Source organism: Salinicola halophyticus (assembly GCF_003206695.1).
Lineage (GTDB): Bacteria > Pseudomonadota > Gammaproteobacteria > Pseudomonadales > Halomonadaceae > Salinicola > Salinicola halophyticus.
The window spans coordinates 212587-238078 of the sequence record NZ_PZJN01000003.1 but is presented as its reverse complement, the minus strand read 5'-3'; the positions used below and the strand labels follow the sequence as shown (position 1 = coordinate 238078).

Annotated in this window: 21 protein-coding genes; 12 read left to right on the top strand and 9 right to left on the bottom strand. The window is 59.7% G+C overall.

What is annotated here, in order from left to right; all coding sequences use genetic code 11:
* Positions 1-5: 5 nt before the first annotated feature.
* Complete coding sequence (locus tag DOM58_RS03165; RefSeq protein WP_245392128.1) at positions 6-1253, bottom strand: CaiB/BaiF CoA transferase family protein; 1248 nt, start codon at positions 1251-1253, stop codon at positions 6-8.
* A 166-nt stretch (positions 1254-1419) separates the two neighbouring features.
* Between DOM58_RS03165 and DOM58_RS03160 the strand changes: the two genes are divergently transcribed.
* The 3 genes from DOM58_RS03160 (at position 1420) to DOM58_RS03150 (ending at position 5040) form a co-directional block, all read left to right on the top strand.
* A complete protein-coding gene (locus tag DOM58_RS03160; RefSeq protein WP_110692030.1) occupies positions 1420-2346 on the top strand; it encodes a LysR family transcriptional regulator in 927 nt (308 codons plus the stop codon).
* A 182-nt stretch (positions 2347-2528) separates the two neighbouring features.
* Positions 2529-3515: a Bug family tripartite tricarboxylate transporter substrate binding protein gene (locus DOM58_RS03155; protein WP_110691739.1), complete on the top strand. Its 987-nt coding sequence runs from the start codon at positions 2529-2531 to the stop codon at positions 3513-3515.
* A gap of 148 nt (positions 3516-3663) precedes the next feature.
* Positions 3664-5040, top strand: a complete 1377-nt coding sequence (locus DOM58_RS03150) for a mechanosensitive ion channel family protein (protein ID WP_110691738.1) — start codon at positions 3664-3666, stop codon at positions 5038-5040.
* Positions 5041-5172: 132 nt separating this feature from the next.
* On the opposite strand, the gene DOM58_RS03145 is transcribed toward DOM58_RS03150, so the two are convergent.
* A complete protein-coding gene (locus DOM58_RS03145) occupies positions 5173-6624 on the bottom strand; it encodes a mannose-1-phosphate guanylyltransferase/mannose-6-phosphate isomerase (protein WP_110692029.1) in 1452 nt (483 codons plus the stop codon).
* Positions 6625-7071: 447 nt separating this feature from the next.
* On the opposite strand from DOM58_RS03145, the gene DOM58_RS03140 reads away from it, so the two are divergent.
* The gene (locus DOM58_RS03140) at positions 7072-8796 is read left to right on the top strand and encodes a PilZ domain-containing protein (protein WP_110691737.1); all 1725 of its coding nucleotides are present in this window, start codon (positions 7072-7074) and stop codon (positions 8794-8796) included.
* A gap of 233 nt (positions 8797-9029) precedes the next feature.
* On the opposite strand, the gene DOM58_RS03135 is transcribed toward DOM58_RS03140, so the two are convergent.
* On the bottom strand, positions 9030-9260 hold the full coding sequence (locus DOM58_RS03135; protein ID WP_110692028.1) for a hypothetical protein: 231 nt from the start codon (positions 9258-9260) through the stop codon (positions 9030-9032).
* Between the two features lie 796 nt (positions 9261-10056).
* Here DOM58_RS03135 and DOM58_RS03130 point away from each other — a divergent pair.
* The 6 genes from DOM58_RS03130 to DOM58_RS03105 all read left to right on the top strand — a co-directional run bounded on the left by DOM58_RS03130 (position 10057) and on the right by DOM58_RS03105 (position 16018).
* Positions 10057-11154, top strand: coding sequence for a FliC/FljB family flagellin (locus tag DOM58_RS03130; protein WP_110691736.1), 1098 nt, complete (start codon positions 10057-10059; stop codon positions 11152-11154).
* Positions 11155-11286: 132 nt separating this feature from the next.
* A complete protein-coding gene (locus DOM58_RS17805; RefSeq protein ID WP_110691735.1) occupies positions 11287-13536 on the top strand; it encodes a flagellin N-terminal helical domain-containing protein in 2250 nt (749 codons plus the stop codon).
* A gap of 167 nt (positions 13537-13703) precedes the next feature.
* Positions 13704-13979 (top strand): hypothetical protein, encoded by a 276-nt coding sequence (locus tag DOM58_RS03120; RefSeq protein ID WP_110691734.1) that lies wholly within the window; start codon positions 13704-13706, stop codon positions 13977-13979.
* A 396-nt stretch (positions 13980-14375) separates the two neighbouring features.
* Entirely contained in the window at positions 14376-14642 is a 267-nt protein-coding gene (locus DOM58_RS03115; RefSeq protein ID WP_245392127.1) for a flagellar protein FlaG, read from the top strand.
* A 123-nt stretch (positions 14643-14765) separates the two neighbouring features.
* Positions 14766-14984, top strand: a complete 219-nt coding sequence (locus DOM58_RS03110) for a hypothetical protein (RefSeq protein ID WP_110691732.1) — start codon at positions 14766-14768, stop codon at positions 14982-14984.
* Positions 14985-15067: 83 nt separating this feature from the next.
* Positions 15068-16018 carry an alpha/beta hydrolase gene (locus tag DOM58_RS03105; protein ID WP_110691731.1) on the top strand — a complete coding sequence of 317 codons (951 nt, stop codon included), beginning with the start codon at positions 15068-15070 and terminating at the stop codon, positions 16016-16018.
* A gap of 280 nt (positions 16019-16298) precedes the next feature.
* Here the strand turns inward: DOM58_RS03105 and DOM58_RS03095 are convergent, their stop codons facing one another.
* Together DOM58_RS03095 and DOM58_RS03090 are read right to left on the bottom strand one after the other, a co-directional pair.
* Positions 16299-16553: a Txe/YoeB family addiction module toxin gene (locus DOM58_RS03095; RefSeq protein ID WP_075562091.1), complete on the bottom strand. Its 255-nt coding sequence runs from the start codon at positions 16551-16553 to the stop codon at positions 16299-16301.
* Positions 16550-16804: a type II toxin-antitoxin system Phd/YefM family antitoxin gene (locus tag DOM58_RS03090; protein WP_110691730.1), complete on the bottom strand. Its 255-nt coding sequence runs from the start codon at positions 16802-16804 to the stop codon at positions 16550-16552. The genes DOM58_RS03095 and DOM58_RS03090 overlap by 4 nt, the downstream gene beginning before the upstream one ends.
* Positions 16805-17008: 204 nt before the next feature.
* Here DOM58_RS03090 and DOM58_RS03085 point away from each other — a divergent pair, with 204 nt between their 5' ends.
* A complete protein-coding gene (locus tag DOM58_RS03085) occupies positions 17009-18973 on the top strand; it encodes a SulP family inorganic anion transporter (RefSeq protein ID WP_110691729.1) in 1965 nt (654 codons plus the stop codon).
* On the opposite strand, the gene DOM58_RS03080 is transcribed toward DOM58_RS03085, so the two are convergent.
* On the bottom strand, positions 18962-20170 hold the full coding sequence (locus DOM58_RS03080) for an AGE family epimerase/isomerase (protein ID WP_110691728.1): 1209 nt from the start codon (positions 20168-20170) through the stop codon (positions 18962-18964). The two genes, DOM58_RS03085 and DOM58_RS03080, sit on opposite strands and share 12 nt — an antisense overlap.
* On the opposite strand from DOM58_RS03080, the gene csiR reads away from it, so the two are divergent.
* On the top strand, positions 20135-21064 hold the full coding sequence (gene csiR, locus DOM58_RS03075) for a DNA-binding transcriptional regulator CsiR (protein ID WP_342588579.1): 930 nt from the start codon (positions 20135-20137) through the stop codon (positions 21062-21064). The two genes, DOM58_RS03080 and csiR, sit on opposite strands and share 36 nt — an antisense overlap.
* 47 nt (positions 21065-21111) lie before the next feature.
* On the opposite strand, the gene DOM58_RS03070 is transcribed toward csiR, so the two are convergent.
* The 3 genes from DOM58_RS03070 to treF all read right to left on the bottom strand — a co-directional run bounded on the left by DOM58_RS03070 (position 21112) and on the right by treF (position 25397).
* Positions 21112-22434: a CaiB/BaiF CoA transferase family protein gene (locus DOM58_RS03070; RefSeq protein ID WP_110691727.1), complete on the bottom strand. Its 1323-nt coding sequence runs from the start codon at positions 22432-22434 to the stop codon at positions 21112-21114.
* Complete coding sequence (locus DOM58_RS03065) at positions 22431-23609, bottom strand: acyl-CoA dehydrogenase (protein ID WP_110691726.1); 1179 nt, start codon at positions 23607-23609, stop codon at positions 22431-22433. Before DOM58_RS03065 ends, DOM58_RS03070 begins: the two co-directional genes overlap by 4 nt.
* Positions 23610-23720: 111 nt before the next feature.
* Entirely contained in the window at positions 23721-25397 is a 1677-nt protein-coding gene (treF, locus tag DOM58_RS03060; protein ID WP_110691725.1) for an alpha,alpha-trehalase TreF, read from the bottom strand.
* Positions 25398-25492 lie beyond the last annotated feature (95 nt).

Below are 25492 nucleotides of genomic sequence, written 5' to 3'. Positions count from 1 at the left end.
GGTCATCAGATCACTCCTCTTTCACGCATCTTGGCCTGGGTCTCGCGGTCGATGCCCAGTTCGTCGAGCACATTCTGCGTGTGCTGACCCAACGCCGGTCCGCCCCCGTCGATGCGACCCGGCGTCCGGCTCAGCTTCGGCAGTACGCCCGGCACCTTGAGCGTTTCGCCACCGCCCAGCTGGATGGTCTCGATCATCTCCCTAGCGAGATAGTGCGGATCGGCCACGATGTCCTTCGCGGTATACGGGTAGCCCACCGGCACGTGCGCGCTTTCCAGCACATCGAGCACGTAATCGCGCCGGTGCTGCCGGGTCCAGTCAGCGATGGCGCCATCGATCAGCTCGGCGTGACGACTGCGGCCGTCGTTATGCGCGAAGCGTGGATCGTCGGCGAGATCCTGACGGCCGATCGCCGTCATCAAGCGCTTGAAGATACTGTCGCCATTGCCGGCGATCAGCACGTATTCCTCGCCCTGACCCTCACCCTCGGCCTCGGCCGACGCACAGAGATAGGCATTGGAGGGCGTGATCCCCGGCAAGGCGCTGCCGCTGGGTTCGCGGATCACTTCGGCGCCGTCGTACTCGGGAATCAGACTCTCCATCATCGCGAATACCGATTCGTAGAGCGCGACATCGATGTACTGGCCCCGGCCGCTGCGATGGCGCTCCTGCAACGCCAGCAAGGCGCCGATCACGCCGTACAGCGCCGACAGCGAATCACCGATGCTGATCCCCACACGCACCGACGGCTGCCCGGCATGGCCCGAGAGATAACGCAGCCCGCCCATCGCCTCGCCGATCACGCCGAATCCCGGACGGTCGCGATAAGGGCCGGTCTGGCCATAACCGGAGATGCGCACCATGATCAGGCCCGGGTTGCGCTCGCTCAGCGCCTCCCAACCCAGCCCCCACTTTTCGAGCGTGCCGGGACGAAAGTTCTCGATCACAATGTCCGCCTCATCGACGAGGCGCCGCACGATCTCCTGGCCCTCCTCGGAGCGCAGATCGAGCGCCAGCGAACGCTTGTTGCGGGTCTGGACGTGCCACCACAGTGACGTGTCATCCTTGAGCACACGCCACTTGCGCAGCGGATCCCCCGTTCCCGGTGGCTCGATCTTGATCACGTCCGCACCGAACTCGCCCAGCAGCTTGCTGGCGAAAGGGCCGGCAATCAGCTGACCCAGTTCCACCACCTTGAGTCCCGCTAGCGCCTGCGCATTGTCGTTGACTGCCATGTCGTTGCTGGCCGCCATGTCGATCTCCTTTATCACTTCAGATCCGCTACTCATCCGGCAGACCTCGCCCGACCAAGATTGACTCAGTCAGCAACGGGCAACAATTAGGCGATCGTCAAGCTAGGCTTCGCCGATCGCGAACGCTAGAGTGAGGCGATCATTGCCGCACGCAGGCGCCATCGCCATGAAACGACTCGACTTCACGACGCTCAAGCTGTTCGTTGCCATCGCCGACTCGCGAAGCCTGACCCGCGCCGCCGAGCGCGAGCATCTGGCACTGGCGGCCGTCAGTAAACGAATCAGCGACCTCGAGACCCAGTTATCGACGACGCTACTCTACCGCCGTCCTCGCGGCGTCGAACTGACGCCCGCCGGCCATGCGCTTCTGCATCATGCCCGACACATGCTCGACAGCCTGGATCATCTCAATGCCGATCTCAGCGAGTACAGCGTGGGCATCCGAGGGCACGTGCGCCTGCACGCGAATACCTCGGCGGTGATCGAGTTTCTCCCCGATGACCTCAGCGACTTTACCTGGCGCTATCCGCAGATTCGCATCGACATGCAGGAGCGCCTGAGCCACGAGATCATCGCGGCGGTGCGCGACGGCCTGACCGACATCGGCATCTTTTCGGGACATACCCCCGCCGAGGGACTACTGATTCGCCCTTACCGAAGGGATCGGCTGGTACTGGTTACCGCGCGAGATCACCCGCTGGCCAGCCGGACGAGTCTGGCGTTTGCCGACACGATGGATTACGACTTCATCGGCCTGGAGCAGGACTCTTCACTTCAGGCGCTGCTACACCAGGACGCTCAGCGCCTGGCGCGGCCGCTAAGAATGCGCATTCAGGTGCGCAGCTTCGAAGGCATCTGCCGGATGATCGACCGTGGCATGGGGATCGGGATTCTCCCCGCCCGCGCCGTTGCGGCCTATCGCGAAAGTCTGTCGCTGGCGACGATTCCGTTGGTCGACGCCTGGGCGGAACGCGAGCTGGTCATTGGCGTGCGCGACCTGGAGGCGCTGCCCCTGATCGCCCGCCAGATGGTCGAGCATCTGGCCGGCGTCGGTACGCGAGACGCTGAAACCCCTAGCGATTCGAGATCGTGAAGGTTACGACCAAGGTGCAAATCCTTCGGAAACCGCGAAGGGTTGCTTGTTCAAATAACAATTTTGTCTCCTGACGCCGCTCGCTACAGTCTTCATCTACCAAGGCCTTCATCGACCACGGCTCTGGGCCAGTTGCTCTTTGCCGAGCGATATAGACCGATAACAAGACGAAGGAGCACGCCATGATCCGATCCACCCTGATCACTTTCATTGCCGGAGGCCTACTCTGGGGGGCAGCCAGTACCTCCCAGGCTTTCGAACAGACCGGAAAGATCGACTGTATCGCTCCGGCCAATCCGGGCGGCGGCTGGGATTTCACCTGTCGCTCCGTCGGCCGCGTTCTCGCCGATCTCGGACTGGTCGACGGCAACGTCCAGACCATCAACATGCCGGGTGCCAGCGGCGGCGTCGGTTTCTCCCACGTGGTGCAGAAGCGCGCCGGCCAGGAGAACGTGATCGTTGCCGCCAGCACCGTGACCACCACCGGTCTGGCGCGCGGTCAGTTTCCGGGCATGGACGCCAGCATGGTCAACTGGATCGGCACGCTGGGCGCCGACTACGGCGTGATTGCCGTCGCCGCGGACTCTCCCTATCAATCGCTGCCCGAGGTGATGAAGGCGCTCAAGAAGGATCCTCGTGCGGTGAGCTTTACCGGCGGCACCGCCACCGGCGGCTGGGACCACCTGAAGCTGCTGATGGCCGCCGACGAGGCCGGGGTGGACGATCTGGCGCGCATTGCCTACCTGGGATACAACGGCGGCGGCGAAGCAGTGACACAAACGCTGGGCGGTCACGTCGACGCCTTCACCGGCGATATTTCGGAAGTGATCAGCTTTATCGAGTCCGGTGACCTGCGGCCATTGGCGATACTTTCCGAAGAACGGCTGCCCGGCACGCTGCACGAATGGCCGACGGCGCGGGAACAGGGGATCGATACCGTCGCCCCCAACTGGCGCGGCTTCTATATACCGGCGGATGTCTCCGACGACGCCTACGACTGGTGGGTAGACACCATCGATACCCTGTACTCAAGCGACGAGTGGAAAGGCGTAATGACTCAGAACGGTCTGATGCCCTTCGAGATGCATGGCCAGGCCTTCACGACGTTCGTCAACGACCAGATCGCCCAGATCACTGATATCTCGCGCCAGATTGGCCTTTCCCAGTAACCGGGACATCCCGCTGGACGCGCTCGCTCGAGCTCCGAGCGAGCGCGTTTTCCATTTGCGGCGATCAGAGAAATGCAATTTGCGACGAAAGTCGTAGCCAAAGCGCCTAAGCTGGAATGAGTCGACAACATCAATAACAGGCTCATCCATGAACGAATCCGTCCTCAATGCGACGTTCATCAACACCCTCATCGCAAACTGGCTCGATGCGCTGCCGTTCTGGATCACGGCCGCAGCCATTCTCGGCGCGACCGTCGTTGCCCACGCGCTGCTCAAATATATCCACTTTCGCTTGCGACGGTTCGATGATGGCCGCCTGCACCTGCTCGGCACGACGGCAAAAGCGGTACATCCGCCGCTAGTGGGCGTGCTGTGGATCTATGGATTATTCGGCGCCGGCTACTGCTTGATTCCCGATGAAGTCGAGGGCCACTCGTTGATCATGACCGTGGCGCATTTCGGCGCCGCGCTGCTTGGCGTCTGGCTACTGATCCGCCTGGCTCGGCGGCTGGTCAACACCATGGATCGCTGGGGAGACTCGCGCACTTCGATACTTGAGCGCTTCCTGGTGCCGTTCATGGCGCGCTGCCTGGCCGCGCTGATCCCGATCCTCGTGCTTTTCTCCCTCTTTCCGATTTTTATTACCTCGGTCAGTCTCGATTCGGCGCTGCACGATCTCACTAGTCTGATTCTGATCGGCGCCATCGCGGTGGTGCTGATTCACGGCGTGAATATCAGCGAGCGCGCGCTGAGCGAGCGCTACAAGTTCGACGACGAAGATGCCATCGCGCGCAAGGTCCATACCCAGATCACGGTGCTGCGCAAGCTGATCAATTTCGTGATCATCATCCTGGCGCTCGCCTCGATGCTGATGGTGTTCGACAAGGTTCGTCAGTTGGGCGCCAGCATTCTGGCCTCGGCGGGGATATTGGGCGTGGTGCTCGGCTTTTCGGCGCAGAAGGTGCTGGGCAACCTGATCGCCGGCATCCAGATCGCGCTGACGCAGCCGATCCAGTTGAATGACTCCGTCATCGTCGAAGACGAGTGGGGCTGGGTGGAAGAACTGACGCTGACCTACGCCGTCGTGCGCACGTGGGACTGGCGGAGAGTCGTACTGCCGATCACCTATTTCGTCGACCATCCGTTCGAGAACTGGACCCGGCGCGACAAGGATCTAATCGGCGTGGTCATTCTCTACGCCGACTATCACCTGCCGATGGCGCCGCTACGCGCCGAGTGCCAGCGGATCGCCGAGGCGTCGCCGTTCTGGACGGGCCGGGTCTGCAAGGTGCAATTGCTGGAGATGACCGAGCGCAACAAGCAACTGCGCGTGCTGATCAGCAGTAGCGGCGGCCCCAATACCTTCGATCTACGCTGCGAGATCCGTGAAGGTCTGATCGACTTCATCTGCCGGAATTATCCTGAGCACCTGCCGACCGTTCGCCTGGATATGCCACAACGCGACGGCGGCAATGCGCCGCAACCACCGCTATCGGATTCGGCCGCTTCGCTGGTGAGGGGCTAGGCACAGAGCGACACACCCTGGGCGATATTCAGCGCAATGTGCAGGGCGTCACACAGGGCGATACACCGAATCAGACCCAGGGCGAGGGTCGAGGCAACGCTGTTCAGCCGGGATTATGATCGAGACTGATGTTCACTCCCGCCGGTAGACGTCATCGAACCGCTCGATATCGTCTTCGCCGAGATAGCTTCCGCTCTGAACCTCGATCAGCTCCAGTTCGATCTTGCCCGGGTTCTCGAGCCGATGGACAACGCCCAAGGGTATATAGGTCGATTGATTCTCTTCCAGCAGGAAGGTTTCGTCGCCACGCGTCACTCGCGCTGTGCCGCGGACCACGATCCAGTGTTCCGCGCGATGGAAATGCTTCTGCAACGAAAGCCGGCCGCCGGGGTTCACGCTAATACGCTTGACCTGATAACGCTCGGCGCGATGCACGCCGTCGTAGCTACCCCATGGGCGATGCACACGGCGGTGATGGTCCCACTCCGGCCGATTTTGATGCCTGAGCGTCTCGGCGATCCGCTTGACTGCCTGGGCGGCATCGCGATGGGCGACCATGACTGCATCCGGCGTCTCGATCACCATCAGATCACGGACGCCGACCGCCGCCACCAGTCGGCTTTCGCTGTGGATCAGGCTGCCGGAAACGTCGTCGACGATCACATCGCCGCGCAGCGCGTTGGCGTTGTCATCCTTGGCCGAGATATCCCACAGCGACTGCCATGAACCCACATCCGACCAGCCGGCATCCAGCGCTACCACGCTGGCATCCGCGGTATTTTCCATCACCGCGCAGTCGATCGACTCCGCCTCGCAGGCACTGAAGGCTTCAACGCCGACTCTCAGGAAATCGAGATCGCCCTGACGGCCTTCCCAGGCGCGGGTCACCGCCGCCAGCATGGCCGGCCGATGCTGCTCGAGTGCTCGTAGGTAGCGGTCCGCACGCATCACGAACATCCCACTGTTCCAGAGATGCCGACCGCCATCGAGATACCGCTGCGCCGTCTCCGCATCGGGCTTCTCCACGAAGCGCTCGACCGGCACCGCGCGCTCCGCGCTGTCGTTACCGAGTGGCTCGCTCGTCCCGGGGTCGCTCCCGGTATCGCTGTCGATGCGTTTTTCGATATAGCCGTAGCCGGTTTCCGCACGCGTCGGCTTTACACCGAAGGTCACCAGCTTGCCCTGCTCGGCCGCTGCCTGCGCCGGGGTCATGGCACGGATCAGAGCCTCGGGATTGGCGATGGCATGATCGGCGGGCAACACCAGCATCACCGAGTTCGGATCACGGCTCATGGCTTGTAGCGCGGCCAGGGCAATGGCCGGCGCGGTGTTGCGCATCGCCGGCTCGAGCAGGATATCCGCCGACCAACCGGCCTCCCGCAGTTGCTCGGCCACCACAAACCGGTGCGCCTCCTGACACACGACGATTGTCGCCCCCGTCGCCAGCGGTTCGAAACGCGCCAGGGTTTCCACCAGCATGCTGCGCGTTCCGGTGATCGGCAAAAACTGTTTGGGATAGCTCGCCCGCGACATCGGCCACAAGCGAGTGCCGGAACCACCGGCCAGAACAACGGGAATCAGCATGCGCGCATCCTTGGCTTCGCTGTGATGGATATCTGCTGCATCGAGCTCTCTCATACAGGCCACGATATCTAACTCTATGCATCCAGGCATCGTGCCCAGTCGTCAGGGTAAACGGTTTTGGCCTTCACGACGCTACCGCTTCAGCGGCGGATGAGATTCGGCAACCCGCCCGGCCAAGCCAGCTAAGTTAACTTAGGCTACAAACATCGAACCGCCATCGTCGGCATCCGACTACGATCGCGATTGACCGAGAAGCAACAAGAAGTTTCACCGGGCTTCAGCTAAATCGATAGCAAAAGACATATGCCTATCTTCCCTATGCTTGAGTGAGTACCTAGAATGCGGATTAGGCAGCGGACCGCTGACCGGCATCACCAAACTATACTTAAGCAGCTTCGCTCAAGAGCTATTAAAAAAAGAAAACACACGACCAACGCAGGGTGACTTATGAATGGCAACTCACGCGCCCCCAACCTCTCCGCCCGAGTCATTCGGTCACTGACGCAGTACCAGCACAAGCTATCGGTCTATTCGGAGAACGAAGATTATTCCATTGAAGCCGACATCCTCGATATTGATCAGGACTCCGGCCGAATAGTCTTGAAAGTCCAACTCAATGATATAGATATCGAGAGGTATGCGAACGAAGGCAGTTTCAATTTCGATATCGAAGCCGCCAAGCCCACGGCCCCTCAGAACCGAGAGGTCTACAGCGTTTATTCGGCACCGGCGAAGATATTGAAAACCGATACCTTCAGCTACCGACTCGAATGTCAGTTACCTGACGCCATTGCCGGCGCGGGTATCGGCCGCTCAGCTCGCGTTCCCTTCGTGTTAGGAATGCATGCCGACGTCAGGCTGGAAGTCTATCGTCACAGCCTGAGTATCAACGGCTTTCTGCATAATCTGTCCATCGGTGGTTGTCTGTTGGAGATTCCGATAGCCAACAGTATTGCCCTGACAGTCGATCAGATACTTCCCGGCATTACCCTGGAATTTCCTAACGGTGAAACTTTTTTCTCGGAAGGCAAAATTCGACACATTCGGCCTATCGGCAGCCAAGGCTATACCGCCGTCGGCATACAGTTCATCAACATGAACTCCGAGCAGCAGGAAGCCATCTATCAGCACGTCAGGGATGCTGAAAGAGAAGCCGCCTACCGCTGTGGCACCAATCAGAAAATCACGAATCATTCGCCCCTGTTCATCGCGAACAACAAGGACAAGGAATTTCGTCAGTCCCATAGCCAAGGCGGTAAAATGAAACCCTCCATCCAGCGTGGCGTGGCCGAAATCGCCAATCAGATTCAGATAGGGTTTCTTTTCATCAAGGCCGGAACCAATTTCCGCGAAAAGATATTTTACGACTGTGCCGACCGTTTGATCGATATGGCGATGCGAGATCGCAAGGCGCTGCTATATGATCTGGCCTCGCTGCTGATGGAGCCGGACTGGGTCAGGCATGCCGTGCAGGTAGCGGGGCAACTGGCGGATATGCTGATCACGCAGGATCCCCACTCTCCGCAGATCAGAGAGGCCGTTGTCGGCGCGCTCATGCATACGCTGGGCAAACCGCTGCTGATCAGCCCCGAGCTGCCCTCTCTCGAAGCCCACATGACACCCAGCCAGAGAGCGATACTCAAAGGCCACTCGACGACGCTGTTGAAAAGACTCTCGGTCCTGGAATGGTCGCCCAGCCCGGTCTGTCACGACATCCTCGAAAATGCCAATGAACGGCTGGATGGCACCGGCTATCCTCAAGGCAAATCGTCTGAAGACCTCTCCAGTCTCATCAAGACGATTTCGGTCATCAAAGCCGTCAACAAACTGACCCACGGTCGCAATGGCAACCCGGGAAGGCCGCCACTGGATGCTTACCGCTGGATCAACGACGCCTCCGGCGCCTACGATAAAAGCCTGCTCGTCGAGTATATCCAGCAGTACGGGCTGTATCCGATCGGCAGCCTGGCGAAGTTTTCCAGAGGATACCTGGCGTGGATCATGGAAATCGACGCGAAGGGTATTCCAGTGAAGGTCGCCGTCGTCAAGAACTTGAATTTCCTGGACATGAATCTTAATTACATACTCGTAGCCGATGATTTTCCGCAAATAGGTAAACTGGAAGAAATCGTCAATCCACTAACCTACGGACTCACGCCTCTCAGAGGCTAAAGCCGTAAAAAATCCTCTGGTGACTATTTCTTTAGATCCTTTATAACTTCCGAAAAAGCCATCAAACCATCAAAGCCACTAACGAGGCGACAGTCAGCACGGAAAATAAAAACTTATTATTTTCGGATAACATTATCACTCAGAGAACACTTATCGATGACCAGTACGAAATGGTCATCGATACGACTTTCGATTCTGGAAAGAAGTCATAAAATGGGGAAAGCCTGCTTCTGCTAGACAATCTTCTTGAATTCCAAAAGCGTGCTGAGCATGGTGTGCACGCAGCCTTGGCTCAACGCGTACTCGTCCATCAAACCGTGCAGGCGCAGCTCGAACTCGGGGCGAGCGGCCGGCGCTTCTGGTTTGCTCGATGCCGGGCGGGAGCCGCCATCCATCTCGCGAAGGGCCTGCGCAAAGGCATCATCGAGTTCACGAAACTTACGAAGTTTTTCACGTTCATCCATCATACGAGACATAATAGGTTATTAAACATCCTGAAAAACGACCCGATTGCGGGTCGATAAAGTCTGATGAAAAACGGCCTGAGCCAGCGTTGAACGGGATGATAAATTTGCTGGCGGGAAATAGTGCCGTGGCTCTCTAAAACAGCGCATTAGTCTAGCGAAAAACACCCCAGAAATCATCAATACCGCCACCCTTCTTTGACTCCCAACGGTCACGGCAAGCATTGAAAGGCATTGCACTGCGCTGAGGGTCTGGAAACAGTCACCAAAAATACCGACCGGCGACAGCCAGCGCTAAATCTCGGACCACGAGAATCGCTCAAGATTCCCGCCCCTGGACTCATCCGGCCCACGGCCACTGTCGCGATAGCTTTCGCAGCCACTATCGTGGCGGCCTCCGGCCAGCGCTGCCAGGCGCCTCATAGTGGTACCTCGCCGACGCAGCCAGGTACGCAACCTCATCCTCCCTTCCTCCCTGCCTCCTTCTCTTTCTCTCTTTCTCTCTTTCTCTCTTCCGCTCGTAGCTCGTAGCTCGTAGCTCGTAGCTCGTAGCTCGTAGCTCGTAGCTCGTAGCTCGTAGCTCGTAGCTCGTAGCTCGTTACCAAAAGTAACAAACATCTACATCAAAAAAGCGAAATCATCCTAAAGCGAACCCGGGTAGCGCCGATAACTGGGTCAACGGCCACGGGCCGTTGCACCACGATCCGGCACCAGCTGCCATTAGCGCAGCGGATCAGGCCTAAGGTTGCGATCTCTCAGTGAGAAGCGCCCTCTTAACCGAGAAAGGAATACGACAATGGCAGTTATCAATACCAACATCACCTCGATGATCGGCCAGAACAATCTGAACAAGTCTCAGAACGATCTGTCGACCGCCATGGAGCGCCTCTCTTCCGGCCTGCGCATCAACAGCGCCAAGGACGACGCCGCCGGTCAGGCCATCGCCAACCGCATGACCTCACAGGTCACCGGTCTAACCCAGGCCAGCCGCAACGCCAACGACGGTATTTCACTGGCACAGACCACTGAAGGTGCGCTAGACCAGATCAACGATAACCTGCAGCGTGTTCGTGAGCTGACCGTTCAGGCGACCAACGGCACAAACTCGGATAGCGACCTGAGCTCCATCCAGGACGAAATCGATGCCCGTCTAAACGAAATTGATCGCGTCTCCGCTCAAACAGACTTCAACGGCACCAAAGTCTTGGATGGTTCCAAAACCAACATCAGTATTCAGGTGGGTGCTGACGACAACCAGACAATCTCCATTTCTCTGCAGAAAATGGACTCAGGCTCTCTCGGCCTAGACAGCTTTGATGTCAGCAAGCTTGCAAAATCTGTCTCCGCTGGTGGCTTCGATGACACTACCAATACCGCCGCAGCTGATGCCACCTTTAGCTTCACAGATGGCACAAATGCTGTTGACTCCGAGGGCCTGACTGTCCTTAAAGGGTCTGATGACGCGTACTACGTTCAGGATGCTGATGGAAAAACGTATGCGACTACGGCAACAACCGTGGCAGACGGTGATGGAGTTGCTGCAGACGGTACAGGTACAGATGTATCAATCACATTTGATCCGGCCGATGCATTAACTGCGGAAGAAGCCTCTGCTGTCGGTGTAAGTCCTTTGGCTGACCTGGACTCCGCGCTTAGCAAAGTCGACGGTATGCGCTCCGATCTCGGTGCGGTTCAGAACCGTTTCGAATCTGCCATCGATAACCTGAGCACCACGACTACCAACCTCTCCGCTGCCAAATCACGCATCGAAGACGCCGACTATGCGGTCGAAGTCTCCAACATGACTCGCGCACAGATCCTGCAGCAGGCCGGCACCTCGGTTCTAGCCCAGGCTAACCAGGTCCCGCAGGGCGTTCTGTCTCTGCTGCAGTAATTCGCAACACGAAGTTGAGACGGTAATTGAAGGCCGGCGCAAGCCGGCCTTTTTACGTTCCGGTCTCAATAAAAAACCTCAAGATTTTAGCAGCCAAGTCGATAACGATCGTAGTATTCAGAGAGATTTCCGATGTCCGTTATCAACACCAATATTGCCTCTCTCAAGGCACAACAAGATCAACGCCACTCCGGCACCGCGCTTGCGACTTCGTTGGAGCGTCTGGCGTCGGGCCTACGCGTCAACAGCGCCAAGGACGATGCTGCCGGCCAGGCGATTGGTAACCGGATGACGTCTGAGATTCAGGGGCACTATCAGGCACGGCGCAACGCCAATGATGGTATCTCCATGGCGCAAACTGCCGAGGGCGCACTTGATGAAATCAACGAGCGGCTGCAGCGTGTGCGTGAACTGACCGTCCAGGGGCTCAACGGTACGCTGAACCTCGACGACGCCGATGCGATACAGGCGGAGATTAATCTAAACCTCAAGGAAATCGATCGGCTCGCGGAAACGAGCGAGTTTAATGGCATTCCTGTCCTGAACGGCCAGGCGGGTGTCGTCAAGTTGCAGGTGGGTACTCACGACGATCAGGAACTAGGGATCGATCTGACGCCGCCCGGCTTCGATTCGGAGTCGCTGGGGCTGAAGGACTTCACGATAGTGGGCATCAACGGAGACGTCACGCCACGCGATACCGTGCTGGGACGAGCACGCGATATCGAACTGAACGACGGTTCCACCAATGTCACCTATACGAACACCACCGCGATTGACCCCGAGCTGCGTTATTCCCCCTCGAATGGATTCGGCTACTACACCCAAGCGACCGACACCGAGGGCAACGCCGCGTTTTACAACGCTGGCATTCAGGCTTACCACACGACCGCGACCGATAGCAGCGAGGTCACAGTCACTCAGACCGTCCAGCCGATCTACGCACCCAGCACTACCATTGAAGCCGAGAATTTCAGCCAGTTCGAATATCGCGACGAGAACGATGTGGTATTGAGCGACGACAACGAACGCGCGTTGGTTCTCGGAGACGACGATCACTACTACCTCCAAACGACCGACAACACGACTGGAGAGTTACGCTATCAAGCTGCCGAGTTGAATTATCAAGCGGATACGACCCGCGCCGTCGTCAGTGCCTCGACCGGTGACGTTCTCACTGCCTCCAGTTTTAGCCCGGTGGGGAACGTCGATGGATACGATCTGTCGGACGCTGCGGTTTCCGTGGAATACATTGCAGCTGACCAAACGGCATGGACAAGCGGTACTGAATCGATCGTTCAGGATGACAGTGGCAACTATTACATTCAGTCGGAGGACGCTGGCGAGCCGGTTTATTATCGTGCGACCAACCCGACTGCCGTGACCGATGAAGACGGCAATACCACATTGACGTTCTCCGCCCAGGATGACACAGCACGCCAGGCCGCGCCTTTCAGTACTGTCACCGCCGTTGAAGCTTCTCCGACTGTCCCCGTCGACAACACTGTCGAAATCCGCCGCGCCGACGGCACTATCATGGATTCCGCTACGACCCGCCTGATGCAGAGCACCACGGGCGACTATTATATTGAAGAGAAGGTCTCCAATAGTGAGTACCGGTTCCATCATGCGACTGTCGGCGTGACGTCTGACGGTGAAACCAGCACGATTATCGCCTCCATACAGAGCGACAGCACCCCAGTTGTATTCAATGCTGACATGGACCAGGTCGAAACGGTCTCCGGCTACTCGACGGTCACGCTGGATCCGAGGAACGTTACCGTCAATTATACCGACGGGGATGGCCAGACTTTTAGTGACGTTCTACGAACCGATGGGGACGGTAATTACTACTTCTCGATCAATAATGATGGCTCTAGTGAAGGTGGCTATAAAACCGCCACGTTGGTGGACGACGAAGGCGGCGATATTCTTATCAAGACGGTCAACGGCAATGGCGACGTTATCATTTATCATCCGTCTCAAACCGTCAGCTCGGGCGTCTACAATATTAGTGTTCAAACGGATGCCAACGGTGTGGATGACGATGGCATTGCCCACACGACTATCAATTTGACGGAAGTCGATCAGGATATCCGGCTACGTCAGCCGGAAAATCCTCTCGCTGCGCTGGATCGTGCCATCGCAACCGTCGATGCAAAACGTAGCCATCTGGGAGCCATGCATAACCGACTGGATTCCGTCATCTCGCAGCAGGCCACGGAGACAGTCAACCTCAGCGCTGCCCGCTCGCGCATCATGGATGCCGATTATGCGACTGAGATATCTCAGATGACCAAAGCACAGATCCTGCAGCAGGCCGGCACTTCGGTTCTGGCCCAGGCCAACCAGGTTCCGCAGGGCGTTCTGTCTCTGCTGCAGTAATTCGCGACACGCAGTTGAGATGGTAATTGAAGGCCGGCGCAAGCCGGCCTTTTCACGTCCAAATTTAACCCATGATAAAACGCTCAAACGCCCCTTTTATCGGTTTAACCACCCACGCTTCTCCGTGATTCAATGCACCAAAATGTCGCTGCCCAGGTCGACCCCCGATGACAATAGAAGATTACGAATTCATTATCGAGGAACTGCAAAAGGTTATCGGTGATGCCAAGGCATTGGTGGCAAAGTTCGAAGCCGAGAATGCCGACCAGTCGATGCCGGCGGAATACCACAAAGTGCACGCGCTATATCAACGTGCGGTGAAATCACAAAAGGCTTATACGCATGCGATGCTCGATCTTGTCGAATCCGAGCCTTCGGTACTAAATCAGCTCTGCCGTGAATCTTCACCGATAGAAAAAAGCCGACAACCCTCCATGGATTAGACAGACATCTCGATGGAAAACATCGACTGGCGGCAAGGCCGACGTTTAATACCAATGCCCGTTGAGACGCGAACGCGGCCTGTGAGTTCGCACCCGCCTGGACCGCCCCCTTCAGATTATCCCAACGCCGTCGATAACCCTAGAGACTGGTGTCGTCAGCCACCGGTAGATGCCCCGTCGCTTTAGACCGTAGATAGGCCCTGACAATATGGGCCGAGCGACCGCGTCATCAAGTGCGCTTGTCGCAATAGTGCGGTACCCCGACCTTTCGGATTTTATCCCTCGAGGAAAACAGTCATGCCTACCGCAGTCGATATGGCGACACTCCACTTGGACCTGTCATCAAACGCGTCACCCCAGCAGCGGCTCGATATCTTGATTCAGAGCACCGGGCCCATGTCCGATAGCACCGACATCCGGGGGGCCGATTCCCCGACGATCTTCAGTGGAGCGATGGGCGATCAGGTCAGCGAACTCAATGACGTCATGCGGCAGTACGGTTTGCGCTTCGAACTCAGCGAGTTCGATAGTCGTATCATTACGCAGGTGGTCGATAGAGAGACCGGCGAGATCATTCGGCAGATCCCCGCAGAGGAAATGGTGCAAATTGCCGAGGCTTTCACCAGCGACAACGGCGGCCGACTGCTCGACGCTTCGGCATAAACAGCCGTTCGACGTGATTGGCAAACCCGGTATCTTCGGGCGCCGGCATGTCTTGCTCGACTTGCCCGGCTCCATCACCTTCACCCGATTTCTGTTTCAGATACAGTGTTAGAGTAAAAGCTAATGAATATTGAAGACTACAAGTCAGTATTGAAAGCATTACAGCAGATCATCGATGACGCTAAATCCTTGATGACCCAATTTGAAGGCAACAATATCGATCAGAGCCTCTCGAGCGGAAACCATACGCTCCACGAACTGTATCAGCGCGCAGTGAGTTCGCAGAAGACCTATACCCACGAAATGCTGGATATGCTGGAAAAGCAGGCGATCGCTGACTGAGCGGGAATCGTCCACTTCCGATTGGCACTTCATCAGCGTGGGCCCTAGGCTAAGTCCACTTAACCGTTTCAAGGACCTGGCTGATGCCCAAGCGTTTCCCATTCCCGAGACTGTCGGCGACAGCTCGTTGTCTATTGTCTGCCCTGCTACTGCCGCTGGCTCTGGCCGGCTGCACCACTTACGTCAACGCGCCCGACGATGATTTGCCCCCGTCGGCGCAACAGCCCCACGATCTCGACTATCGAGTCCTTGAGGATCAGACCTACACCCCACCGGACTGGCCGCAGGCGCTGCAGGCGGATGTCTATCTGCCTGAAACCCGAGATGAGGCCCGACGGCCAGCGGTAATGATGGTGCACGGCGGCGGTTGGGAAGGCCGCACGCGGGATGATATGACGCCAATCGCCAAACGCTTCGTGAAACGCGGCTACGTGGTGGTCAACGTCAGCCATCGGTTCGCACCCGAGTATCGTTTCCCGGCGCAGCTGCAAGATCTGCAGGTCGCGCGGCACTGGATCGATGATCACGCGAAGCAATGGCGTATCGACCCGCAGCGTATCGCTGGATTCGGTTACTCTTCCGGCGCACACCTCGTCAGCTTGCTGGCTCTGGTGGCGGGCACGGATAGCGATCTGGATGCCCCTTACGGCGGGCGTGGCACCGGGTTCGCTGCGGTCATTTCCGGCGGCACACCGGCGGATTTGCGGCTGTGGGACAGCGGTCGCCTATTGATTCAACTGATGAACGGCACCCAGGCCGAGCGCCCGACGGCATACGCCGAAGCCTCGCCGGTCTTTCACGTTCACCCGGATGCACCGCCCTTCTTTCTGTTTCACGGCAGTTGGGACGACCTGGTACCGCCCGAGCAGCCCGAGAAATTCATGCAGGCACTCGAAGATGACGGCAATCACGTCGAGCTGCTGTGGATGAACGGCCGCGGACATATCACCACGTTCCTGTTTCGAGGCAGTGCGGAATCGGCGGCGCTGGATTTTTTGGCGCGGGAGATGCCCGACCTAAAATTGAGTCCGTAACGCGCGGGTGTGGGATGGCGCTTTGCGAACAAGACGCGGCGACATGACTCGAATGGCTCATCGATTTATTTGCAACCCCAGTTGCTCTCGCCGCATAACATCGACTATCAGGTGCTTGGTCGAAACAGCTCGATTTCGAGGCCATCGATATGGCGATAGTGGCGATCGTTGGCCGTCTTAAAGTGGTCCCTCGATCCAATGCCGTTGCCGCGATGAGGGCACCTGCCATCTGCATGTTGTGACTCAAGGCGTATTCTTCGACAAGAAACATCGCTCGAGATCAATAGTGGTACCGGCACTGGACGATAATGATCGCTTGCTCGGTCGGCTTGTAGACTAGGCGATGTTCCCGGTCGATACGCCTCGACCAGTAGCCCGACCAGCCGTGCCTCAACGGCTCGGGATCTCCAAGGCCACTAAAGGGCTGCCGCTGGATGTCCTTGATCAGCATATTGACCCGTTTCAGCGTCTTTTTGTCTGTGCTCTGCCAATAGAGATAGTCTTCCCACGCCTTCTCGGCCCACGTGAGCATCATTCTTCGATCAGCCCGTGCTCCTTGGCTCCACCGCTTTCGATTTCGGCGATCGCTTGGCTCAAACGCTCGGCATTCCTGGGGCTGGCCATCAAGTAGGCGGTTTCTTCGTAAGATTTGAAGTCTTCCACCGACATGACAATGGCCGGCTTGCCATTCTGGCGGGTAACCAGAACAGGCGTGTGGTCGTCGTTGACTTTATCCAACGTCTTGGCCAGCTGACTGCGGAAGGCCGAATAGCTCAGCGTATCCATTGGCTCTACCTCTCAGGACTTTAGGTACGCTATAATGTACATGTACAACAATAAGTACGCAACGGCATTGCCACTCGAATCAGACTGCGAGAAGCATGGTTCCAGCCGCCCACCGGCTTGCACCCGTCACCGAGTACGCGCACTATCTAACGCCTTGATTATCCTGTTCAACGATAAGCTTATTACCTGGAGCCGGACGAGACGATGAGCCTTTGGCGCCGATTGACGGGAACCGACGCGCGCGAGCAGATTCGCTTCCGCGCCCGTGTGGCACGCTACTTTCCGATCATCAGCTGGGTGCCCTACTACAACCGCCACCTCCTGAGCGAGGATCTGGTGGCGTCGATCATCGTCACGCTGATGGTGATCCCTCAGGCACTGGCCTACGCCATACTCGCCGGGCTGCCGGCGATCACCGGCCTCTACGCCAGCATGCTGCCGCTGATTCTCTACACGATCTTCGGAACCAGTCGTACCCTGGCCGTGGGGCCAATGGCGATCGTCTCGCTGATGACCGCAGCCGCATTGTCGCCGCTGTTCGAAAGTGGCACCCCGGCCTACAGTCAGGCCGCCGTGACCCTGGCGATGCTCTCGGGGCTGATTCTGGCGGTGATGGGGTTGTTGAGACTGGGGTTCTTCGCCAACTTTCTCAGCCATCCGGTGGTCTCCGGCCTGCTCACGGCTTCCGGCGTGCTGATTGCTGCCAGCCAGTTCGCGAGTTTGATCGGCATCGGCGGTTCCGGCTTCACGCTGATCGAGCAGCTGACGCATCTGCTCACCCATCTCGGCGGCGTTCACTGGCCGACGCTGGTGCTCGGCGTCTCCGCGCTGGTCTTTCTGCTGCTGATGCGCCGAGCCGGCCCGTGGCTTCAGAAGCTCGGGCTGAGCGCCGGTACTGCGACCTTTATCGTGCGCCTGGGGCCGGTCATCGCGGTCGCAATTACTACGCTGGCTTCCTGGGCACTGCATCTGCCCAGGCTTGGCGTGAATGTCGTCGGTGACATTCCGGCGCATTTACCGCCGCTCAGCCTACCGTCGTTCGAGCCGGGGCTGCTGCGCGACCTGCTGCTACCGGCCTTTCTGATCAGCGTGGTCGGGTTCATCGAGTCGGTCTCGCTGGCGCAGATGCTGGCCGCGCGGCGGCGTGAACGGATTTCACCGGACCAGGAGCTGGTCGGGCTGGGGACCGCCAACCTCGCGGCAGCGTTCACCTCCGGCATGCCGGTGACGGGCAGCCTGTCACGCACGGTAATCAACTTCGATGCCGGCGCCCGCACCCCGGCTGCCGGGGCGTTTGCCGCCCTCGGCGTGGGGCTGGTGATCCTGTTCCTGACCTCGCTGATCGCTTATCTGCCGATCGCCACGCTGGCCGCCAGCATCATCGTCTCGGCGATGACGCTGGTCGACCTGCCCGGTCTCAGACGGACCTGGCACTACTCGCGCAGCGACTTCGCGGCGATGTTGATCACGATTCTGCTGACGTTCGTCGAGGGCGTGGAAGCCGGCGTCATGGCCGGGGTCGGGGTGTCGCTGGCGCTCTATCTCTATCGCACCAGTCGGCCGCATACGGCGGAAGTCGGACGTCTCGCAGGCACCGAGCATTTCCGCAACATCCAGCGCCATGAGGCGGAGGTCGATGACGAGATCGCCCTGCTGCGGATCGACGAGAGCCTTTACTTCGCCAACGCCCGCTATTTGGAAGACACCGTCTACGGTCTGCTGGCCGACCGCGAAAACATGAAGCATCTGGTCCTGATCTGCTCGGCGGTTAACCTGATCGACGCCTCGGCGCTGGAAAGCCTGGAGGCGATCAACTCCCGGCTCAAGGATTCCGAAGTGACCCTGCACCTGGCCGAGGTCAAAGGCCCGGTCATGGATATGCTCGGCAACAGCGACTTCCTCGAGCATCTGACTGGCGAGGCTTATCTCAGCACCTTCGCGGCCTGGACCGATATTCGCCACCGCCTGGATGACGAACGGGCCGCGCTTCTGAAGTCGACCGAAGCCTCGACGGAAGCTTCGAAAGAGGCGTTGACCGGGGCTTCAGAAGAGGCCTCGAAAGAAGCTTCAGAAGAGGCGTCGACCGGGGTGTCAAAAGAGACGGCGACCGACGCTTATGCTGATGAGACGCCGCCCGCGACAAGCCCGACCAGACCCTCAGACCGATGACGCCGTCTTACGCTCGCCGTGCTGGCGCTGCATGATCGGCAGAATATCGCAGCAGGCACCCAGGATCTGCCAGTCGGTCTTGGGAGCCGGGCTCTTCTCTCTGGAATAGCGGCGGTTGTCCGGCGTCAGGATGCGATACCAGCCGCCGTGCTGGTGATCGATCAGGTGCTGCCAGCAGTAGTTGGCGATTCTGTCGTACCAGCGCCAGTAGCGGGCCTCGCCGGTCAAATCGCCGAGCATCGCGGCGACGGCCAAGCCTTCGGCCTGCACCCAGTACACCTTGTCGCGATTGAGAGGCTGGCGATCGAAGTCCACGCCATAGACCAGGCCGCCATGGCGGCTATCCCACCCCTTTTCGACCGCCTCGATGAACAGCCGCCGGGCCGTGGGAGTCAGCCAGCTTTCGGCCGGGCAGTGGCGTGCCAGCCCGATCATCAGTCTGGCCCAGGCGATCTGATGCCCGATCTGAAAGCCCCAGGGCCTGAATAGATCGTCGGGCTGATCGCGGTGATAGTCGAAGTCGATATGCCAGTCGCGGTCGTAATGTTCCCACAGCCAGCCATCACCCATGGGCGCGAGCTTGTGCCACAGTGTTCGAGCGATATTCAGCGCCCGCTTCAGAAAGGCGGCATCGCCAGTCGCCTCGAAGGCCGCGATCAGCGCCTCGCAACTGCGCAGGTTGGTGTTCTGCCCGCGGTAGCCAGTCAACTGCCAGTGCATGTCCGCCTCGTCGGCGTACAGCTGCCAATGCGGCTCGAAGAAGTGCCGGGTCTGAAGCGCATGAACGTGATCGAGCCCGGCTCGGGCTTCGCCGATCCCCGCCTTCAGCGCCGTGGCGTAAGCCAGCATCACCGAAGCCCAGCCGTAACCGCGGTGGGTGGCATCATCCGGCTTGCCGTGCTCCAGCGTCCACGCATAGCCCTGGGTACGGGTCTGATAATGCTTCTCTTCGATGAATTTCAGCCCGTGTCGCACCCATTTCAGCGCCTCGGGAGCGCCGGTATGGATGGCATGGAGTGCGTAGAGAATCACGTAGCCGGCGCTGGAAACGAGATGCCGATGGTGACGGTTATAGCGCTGCCCGTCGTCGGTGAGATAATGATAGAAACCCGCCTGGGGATCGATACAACGCGGGTGGTAGAACGCCATGGTCCTGGCGATATGCTGCTCGATCTGGTGCTGCGTGGTCAGCGGCATGGCTACCTCCCGGAAGACGAAGGCGATGACGATCTCGCCAGCACCGCTTGCCCGACATTCTGCGCGGTCGCTTATCCGGCATTGTGGGCGGTCGCCGATAGCGCAGCAATCCGCCACTGGTCGAACGCGGCTAGCCCTGGAGGCCCTTCCCCTGGCGTCGATATTCCCGTTCAATATCGACACATTTTAGTAATGGCCATTCGCATGACCCTCGATGCCAGCCAGTCCCCGACCGCGCTCGAAGCCTATCGACGGCTCAAGGGCGACATCGTGCGCGGCCACTACGCGCCGGCAGAAAAATTGGCGATGAGTCAGCTCAAGAGCCGTTACGGGATCGGCGTCGGCCCCCTGCGCGAGGCGCTGACGCGGCTGATCGGCGAGCAGCTGGTCACCGGCATCAGCCAGCGCGGCTACCGCGTGGCACCGATGTCGATCGCCGAGCTCGACGCCATCTACGACGCTCGCGCAGAACTCGAAGGCCTGCTGATACGGCTCGCCATCGAACGCGGCGACGACGAGTGGGAGGCGGCGATCCTCGCTCGCGCCCATACCCTGAGCAAGATTGACAGGGTGCAGGACGCCGACGAGATGCTCGAACGCTGGGATACCCGGCACCAGGCGCTGCACGATGCCATGGTCGCCGGCTGCGGCTGTCCACCGTTGCTGCAAGCGCGTGCGGCACTGTTCGATCAGGCTCAGCGCTATCGCCATCTCTGGCTGCGCCAGACCGTCTTTTCCGAACAGGCGCTCGCCGACAAGCAGCGCGAACATCAGGCGCTGCTCGAGACGATCCTCTCCCGCGACGCCCCGGCCGCCAGCCGATTGATGCGCGAGCACCTGATGACGCCGGTGCCGATCATCCGGCAACGGCTCGAGGAACGGGGCTGGATTTAGGGCTTATGGCTTAGGGATTAGACACTCGGCAACCTGGCCAGCGTCGATCAGACAATCGCACCATGGCGACGCAGATCGACGATTGCCTCGCCATCCAGCGCCAGCCACTCCTGCAGGACTTGCTGCGTATGTTCACCCAGGCGCGGCGGCGATCGCTCGGATGTCATCCGCTGGCCGTCCAGCGTGATCGGATTGGCCACCAATCTCGCTCGATGGCCATCGGCCATGGGGCTTTCCACCGTCATCCCGCGATGGCGGACCTGCGGATCTTCAAAGACCTGATCGAGCGTGTTGATGGGACCGCAAGGCACGCCATGGGCTTCCAGTAACCCGAGCCATTCATCACGAGGCCGAGCGATCAGCCGCTCGCTCAATAGATCGACCAGACATTCACGATGGGCGACCCGCTGCGCGTTGGTGGCGAAACGCGAATCGATTCCCCATTCGGCTTCGCCCAGCGCCTCGCACAGGCGCCGAAACTGGCTGTCGTTGCCCACGGTGACGATGAGATGTCCGTCAGAGGCGGCGAAAGCCTGATACGGCACGATATTGGGATGAGCGTTGCCCATGCGTTGCGGCGTCTGTCCGCTGGTCAGGTAATTGAGCGCCTGATTGGCGAGCACGCCGACCTGAACGTCCAGCAGCGCCATGTCGATGTAGCCGCCCTCGCCGGTGGCATCCCGGCGACGCAACGCCGCCAGAATGGCATTGGCGGCATAGAGGCCAGTGAAGATATCGGTGATCGCCACGCCTGTCTTCATCGGCTGGCCACCGCAGTCGTCAGGCTCTCCGGTCAGGCTCATCAGACCTCCCATGCCCTGGATCAGGAAGTCGTAACCGGCGCGCCCGGCGTAGGGGCCGTCCTGGCCGAACCCGGTGATCGAGCAGTAGATCAGATCCGGCTTGAGCGACTGGAGACTCGCATAGTCGAGACCGTAGGCGGCCAAGCCACCGACCTTGAAGTTTTCGATCACCACGTCAGCCTTCAGCGCCAGCTGTCGGACCAGATCCTGCCCCGCCTGCGTGGAGAGATCGATAGCAACCGAGCGCTTGCCGCGGTTGGCGCTGAGAAAATAGGCCGAGTCTTTCCTTTCGGCACCCGACTCCATCGCGTCTCTTACCTTAGCACCCGACCCCGTGCCGGTATCCGACTCCGTCGCGTCTCCTTTATTCGCCCCCGTGCTAACGTCCTCGAGCCACGGCGGGCCCCAGGCCCGGGTATCGTCGCCTCGCCCCGGCCGTTCGATCTTGATCACCTCGGCGCCGAGATCCGCCAGCTGCTGGGTGCACCAGGGGCCAGCCAATACCCGCGAGAGATCCAGCACCTTGAGCCCGGCCAGCGGCTGAGTCACTTCGCTCGTCGCGCTCATCCGAAGGCCTGGATGCCGGTCTGGGCGCGCCCCAGAATCAGCGCGTGGACATCGCGGGTGCCCTCGTAGGTGTTGACCGTCTCCAGATTGAGCATGTGGCGGATCACGCCGAACTCCAGCGAGATGCCGTTGCCGCCGTGCATGTCCCGCGACTGGCGGGCGATATCGAGGGCCTTGCCGCAGTGATTGCGCTTGATCAGCGAAATCATCTCCGGCGTGGCCTGGCCGTCGTCGAGCAGGCGCCCCACGCGCAGACACGCCTGCAGGCCCAGGGCGATCTCCGTCTGCATGTCCGCCAGCTTGACCTGCACCAGCTGCGTGGCGGCGAGGGGTCGGCCGAACTGGTGACGATCCAACGTGTATTGCCGCGCGGCGTGCCAGCAGAATTCCGCCGCCCCCATGGTGCCCCAGCTGATGCCGTAGCGGGCCTTGTTGAGACAGCCGAACGGCCCGCCGAGGCCGGAGGCGCCGGGCAACAAGGCGTCCTCCGCCACGAACACGTCATCCAGCACGATCTCGCCGGTAACGGAGGCACGCAGCGATGCCTTGGCCTGAATGGTCGGCGTCGAGAAACCTTCGGCGCCACGCTCGACCAGAAAGCCCTTGATCTTGCCTTCGTGGGCGTCGGATTTGGCCCACACCACGGCGACATCGGCAATCGGGCTGTTGGTGATCCACATCTTCTGGCCGCTGAGTCGATAACCGCCTTCGACCTTTGTTGCCCGCGTCTGCAGGCTGCCGGGGTCGGAACCCGCGTTGGGCTCGGTCAGGCCGAAGCAACCCACCATCTCGCCGCTCGCGAGTTCGGGCAGATAACGCTGCTTCTGCGCCTCGCTGCCGTAGGCCTCGATCGGGTACATCACCAGAGAGGATTGCACGCTCATGGCCGAACGGTAGCCGGAATCGACGCGCTCGACTTCCCGCGCGATCAGCCCGTAGGCGACGTGATTGGCGCCCGCCCCGCCGTAGGTTTCAGAAACCGTCGCCCCCAGCAGCCCGAGCCCACCCATCTCGCGGAGGATCTCGCGATCGAAGCTGTCCTGCTCGAAAGCCTCGAGTACCCGCGGCTGCAGACGCTCCTGGCAGTAGTCTCGCGCCAGCTGCTGAATCTGGCGCTCTTCGTCGCTGAGCTGCTGGTCGAACAGGAAGGGATCGTCCCATTGGAAACCGGCCATGATAGGCGCTCCTGGCATCGTCGATGCGGTTCGGAAAGAGCGACTACGATAGCGCCATTCACAATGTCGACACTATTGGCAAAATGTCTACGTTTTACTCTCGCGACTTTCCTACTCCGGACCTGTCCGGTTTTTTCCCGCCAGGCTCCGATGTGCGGCGTGCCGAGGATCTTCGTGCAGCAGTTGACGCGTCACCCCGTTGGTCCAACCGAAACCATCCTGGAGCGGATATTCGCCACCCCCGCCGCCGAACGCGCCCGACTGGGTCGGAGTCAGAGTATATTTCTCGACCAGCTTGCTCTCGCTCTCGTAGAGATTGCCAACCGTCGTCAGCCAACGGTGCGCGATATCCCGCGCCAGGGTCATCTCGCCATAGCGGGCGAGCCCACGCATCGCCAACCATTGCAGCGGTGCCCAGCCGTTGGGGCGGTCCCACTGCTGGCCGCTGAAAACCTCGGTGGTGGCGATCCCTCCGGGAACGAGCAGCCGAGCCCGAATCACCTCGGCGATACGCTGCGCCTGCTCGTGACTGGCGAGGCCGACATACAGCGGTGCCACTGTCGCTGCGGTTAGCGCCGTGCGTGGCTGATCACGCTGCCAATCGAAGTCGACAAAGGCGCCGGTACGCTCGTCCCAAAGCAACCGGTTGATTGCCTCGCGGCGGGTTTCCATCTTGTGCTGGAAACGCTCGGCGGTCTCGATATCCCCATTCTCCGAACTCAGCCGCGCGATCTGCGCTTCGAGCTTGAACAGGAAACTGTTGAGGTCGATGGGCAACAGCGCCGTGGTGCGGATGCTCGACAGCTTTTCATCGTCGAGCCAACGCGAGCTGAAATCCCAGCCCGAAGCCGCACCGGCACGCAGATCGCGATAAACCTCCGTTGCCGGCCGTACCGTCTGTTGCGCCGTCAGGACATCCTCGAGATAGGCTTCCTCACGAGGCGTGTCGCGGTCGTCCCAGTAGCGATTGAGCAAGGTACCGTCGCTCAGGCGGACACAGTGACGATGCGCTTCCCCGCAACGAAGCGTGTCGGCGCCCGCCATCCAGTAGGCATGTTCCTTGCGGAGCTGTGGCAAGTAATCGCGAGCATGCCTGACGCCGTGATGCTCGAATAAATCGACCATCAGCGCGAATACCGGCGGCTGTGATCGGCTGAGGTAGTAGGTGCGGTTGCCATTGGGAACGTGCCCATAGGTGTCGATCAGATAAGCGAAATTGTCGCCCATGGCCCGCAGCAAATGGGGCCGGCCGCTCTCGGCCAGGCCGAGCATGGTGAAATACGAATCCCAGTAATACAGCTCGTTGAAGCGCCCGCCCGGCACCACGTAGGCATAGGGCAACGGCAGCAGCGAGGAGTAACGAGGGTGCTGGCGCGGCTGGCGGGTGAGAACGTCCCACAGACCATCGATGTGGACCATCAGCGACTGATTCGGCGGTGAGACGTAATCGCGTGTCGGCACAACCTCGTGAGTGAAATGCTCGTGCACGAAGGCCGAAAGGTCGAACCCCGGTGCATCCCTGCTGGCGCGGTAGGCAGCCAGAATCGCCTCGGGTGCCTGGCACGGCACGCAGTCGACGAAGGTCTTGCTGTCCGCGAAGACCCGACGAGACTGCACATCGACGAAAAGCTCCGCATAGCGCTCGGCGGGCGTCAGCGTGTCGGCGGGTTCGACAGAGCCCACCTGCGCCCGAGTGTCGATCTTGTGAGTGTCGATATCGTGAGCATCGGTATTGCCCGTATCAGGAGCATCCTTGCGTTGATCCCTTGGCTGAGCGTCCGGTTTCATTTGCTTGCTCCCTCTGAGTGGTTCGGCAGGCTCTAACGCCTGATCGGGGCCCTGAATGATGTGACGGTTGAGGCAACGACTGAGGCGACGAATGA

Bases quoted from the DNA above. Each gene is read 5' to 3' on its own strand.
- DOM58_RS03135 (WP_110692028.1), bottom strand. From the start codon at position 9,260: ATGGATGAACGTGAAAAACTTCGTAAGTTTCGTGAACTCGATGATGCC.
- DOM58_RS17805 (WP_110691735.1), top strand. From the start codon at position 11,287: ATGTCCGTTATCAACACCAATATTGCCTCTCTCAAGGCACAACAAGAT.
- DOM58_RS03105 (WP_110691731.1), top strand. From the start codon at position 15,068: ATGCCCAAGCGTTTCCCATTCCCGAGACTGTCGGCGACAGCTCGTTGT.
- csiR (WP_342588579.1), top strand. From the start codon at position 20,135: ATGCTGCTCGATCTGGTGCTGCGTGGTCAGCGGCATGGCTACCTCCCG.
- DOM58_RS03150 (WP_110691738.1), top strand. From the start codon at position 3,664: ATGAACGAATCCGTCCTCAATGCGACGTTCATCAACACCCTCATCGCA.
- DOM58_RS03090 (WP_110691730.1), bottom strand. From the start codon at position 16,804: ATGGATACGCTGAGCTATTCGGCCTTCCGCAGTCAGCTGGCCAAGACG.
- DOM58_RS03065 (WP_110691726.1), bottom strand. From the start codon at position 23,609: ATGGCCGGTTTCCAATGGGACGATCCCTTCCTGTTCGACCAGCAGCTC.
- DOM58_RS03085 (WP_110691729.1), top strand. From the start codon at position 17,009: ATGAGCCTTTGGCGCCGATTGACGGGAACCGACGCGCGCGAGCAGATT.
- DOM58_RS03120 (WP_110691734.1), top strand. From the start codon at position 13,704: ATGACAATAGAAGATTACGAATTCATTATCGAGGAACTGCAAAAGGTT.
- DOM58_RS03165 (WP_245392128.1), bottom strand. From the start codon at position 1,253: ATGGCGGCCAGCAACGACATGGCAGTCAACGACAATGCGCAGGCGCTA.
- DOM58_RS03160 (WP_110692030.1), top strand. From the start codon at position 1,420: ATGAAACGACTCGACTTCACGACGCTCAAGCTGTTCGTTGCCATCGCC.
- DOM58_RS03095 (WP_075562091.1), bottom strand. From the start codon at position 16,553: ATGATGCTCACGTGGGCCGAGAAGGCGTGGGAAGACTATCTCTATTGG.
- DOM58_RS03110 (WP_110691732.1), top strand. From the start codon at position 14,766: ATGAATATTGAAGACTACAAGTCAGTATTGAAAGCATTACAGCAGATC.
- DOM58_RS03130 (WP_110691736.1), top strand. From the start codon at position 10,057: ATGGCAGTTATCAATACCAACATCACCTCGATGATCGGCCAGAACAAT.
- DOM58_RS03115 (WP_245392127.1), top strand. From the start codon at position 14,376: ATGTCCGATAGCACCGACATCCGGGGGGCCGATTCCCCGACGATCTTC.
- DOM58_RS03070 (WP_110691727.1), bottom strand. From the start codon at position 22,434: ATGAGCGCGACGAGCGAAGTGACTCAGCCGCTGGCCGGGCTCAAGGTG.
- DOM58_RS03145 (WP_110692029.1), bottom strand. From the start codon at position 6,624: ATGCTGATTCCCGTTGTTCTGGCCGGTGGTTCCGGCACTCGCTTGTGG.
- DOM58_RS03080 (WP_110691728.1), bottom strand. From the start codon at position 20,170: ATGCCGCTGACCACGCAGCACCAGATCGAGCAGCATATCGCCAGGACC.
- DOM58_RS03155 (WP_110691739.1), top strand. From the start codon at position 2,529: ATGATCCGATCCACCCTGATCACTTTCATTGCCGGAGGCCTACTCTGG.
- treF (WP_110691725.1), bottom strand. From the start codon at position 25,397: ATGAAACCGGACGCTCAGCCAAGGGATCAACGCAAGGATGCTCCTGAT.
- DOM58_RS03140 (WP_110691737.1), top strand. From the start codon at position 7,072: ATGAATGGCAACTCACGCGCCCCCAACCTCTCCGCCCGAGTCATTCGG.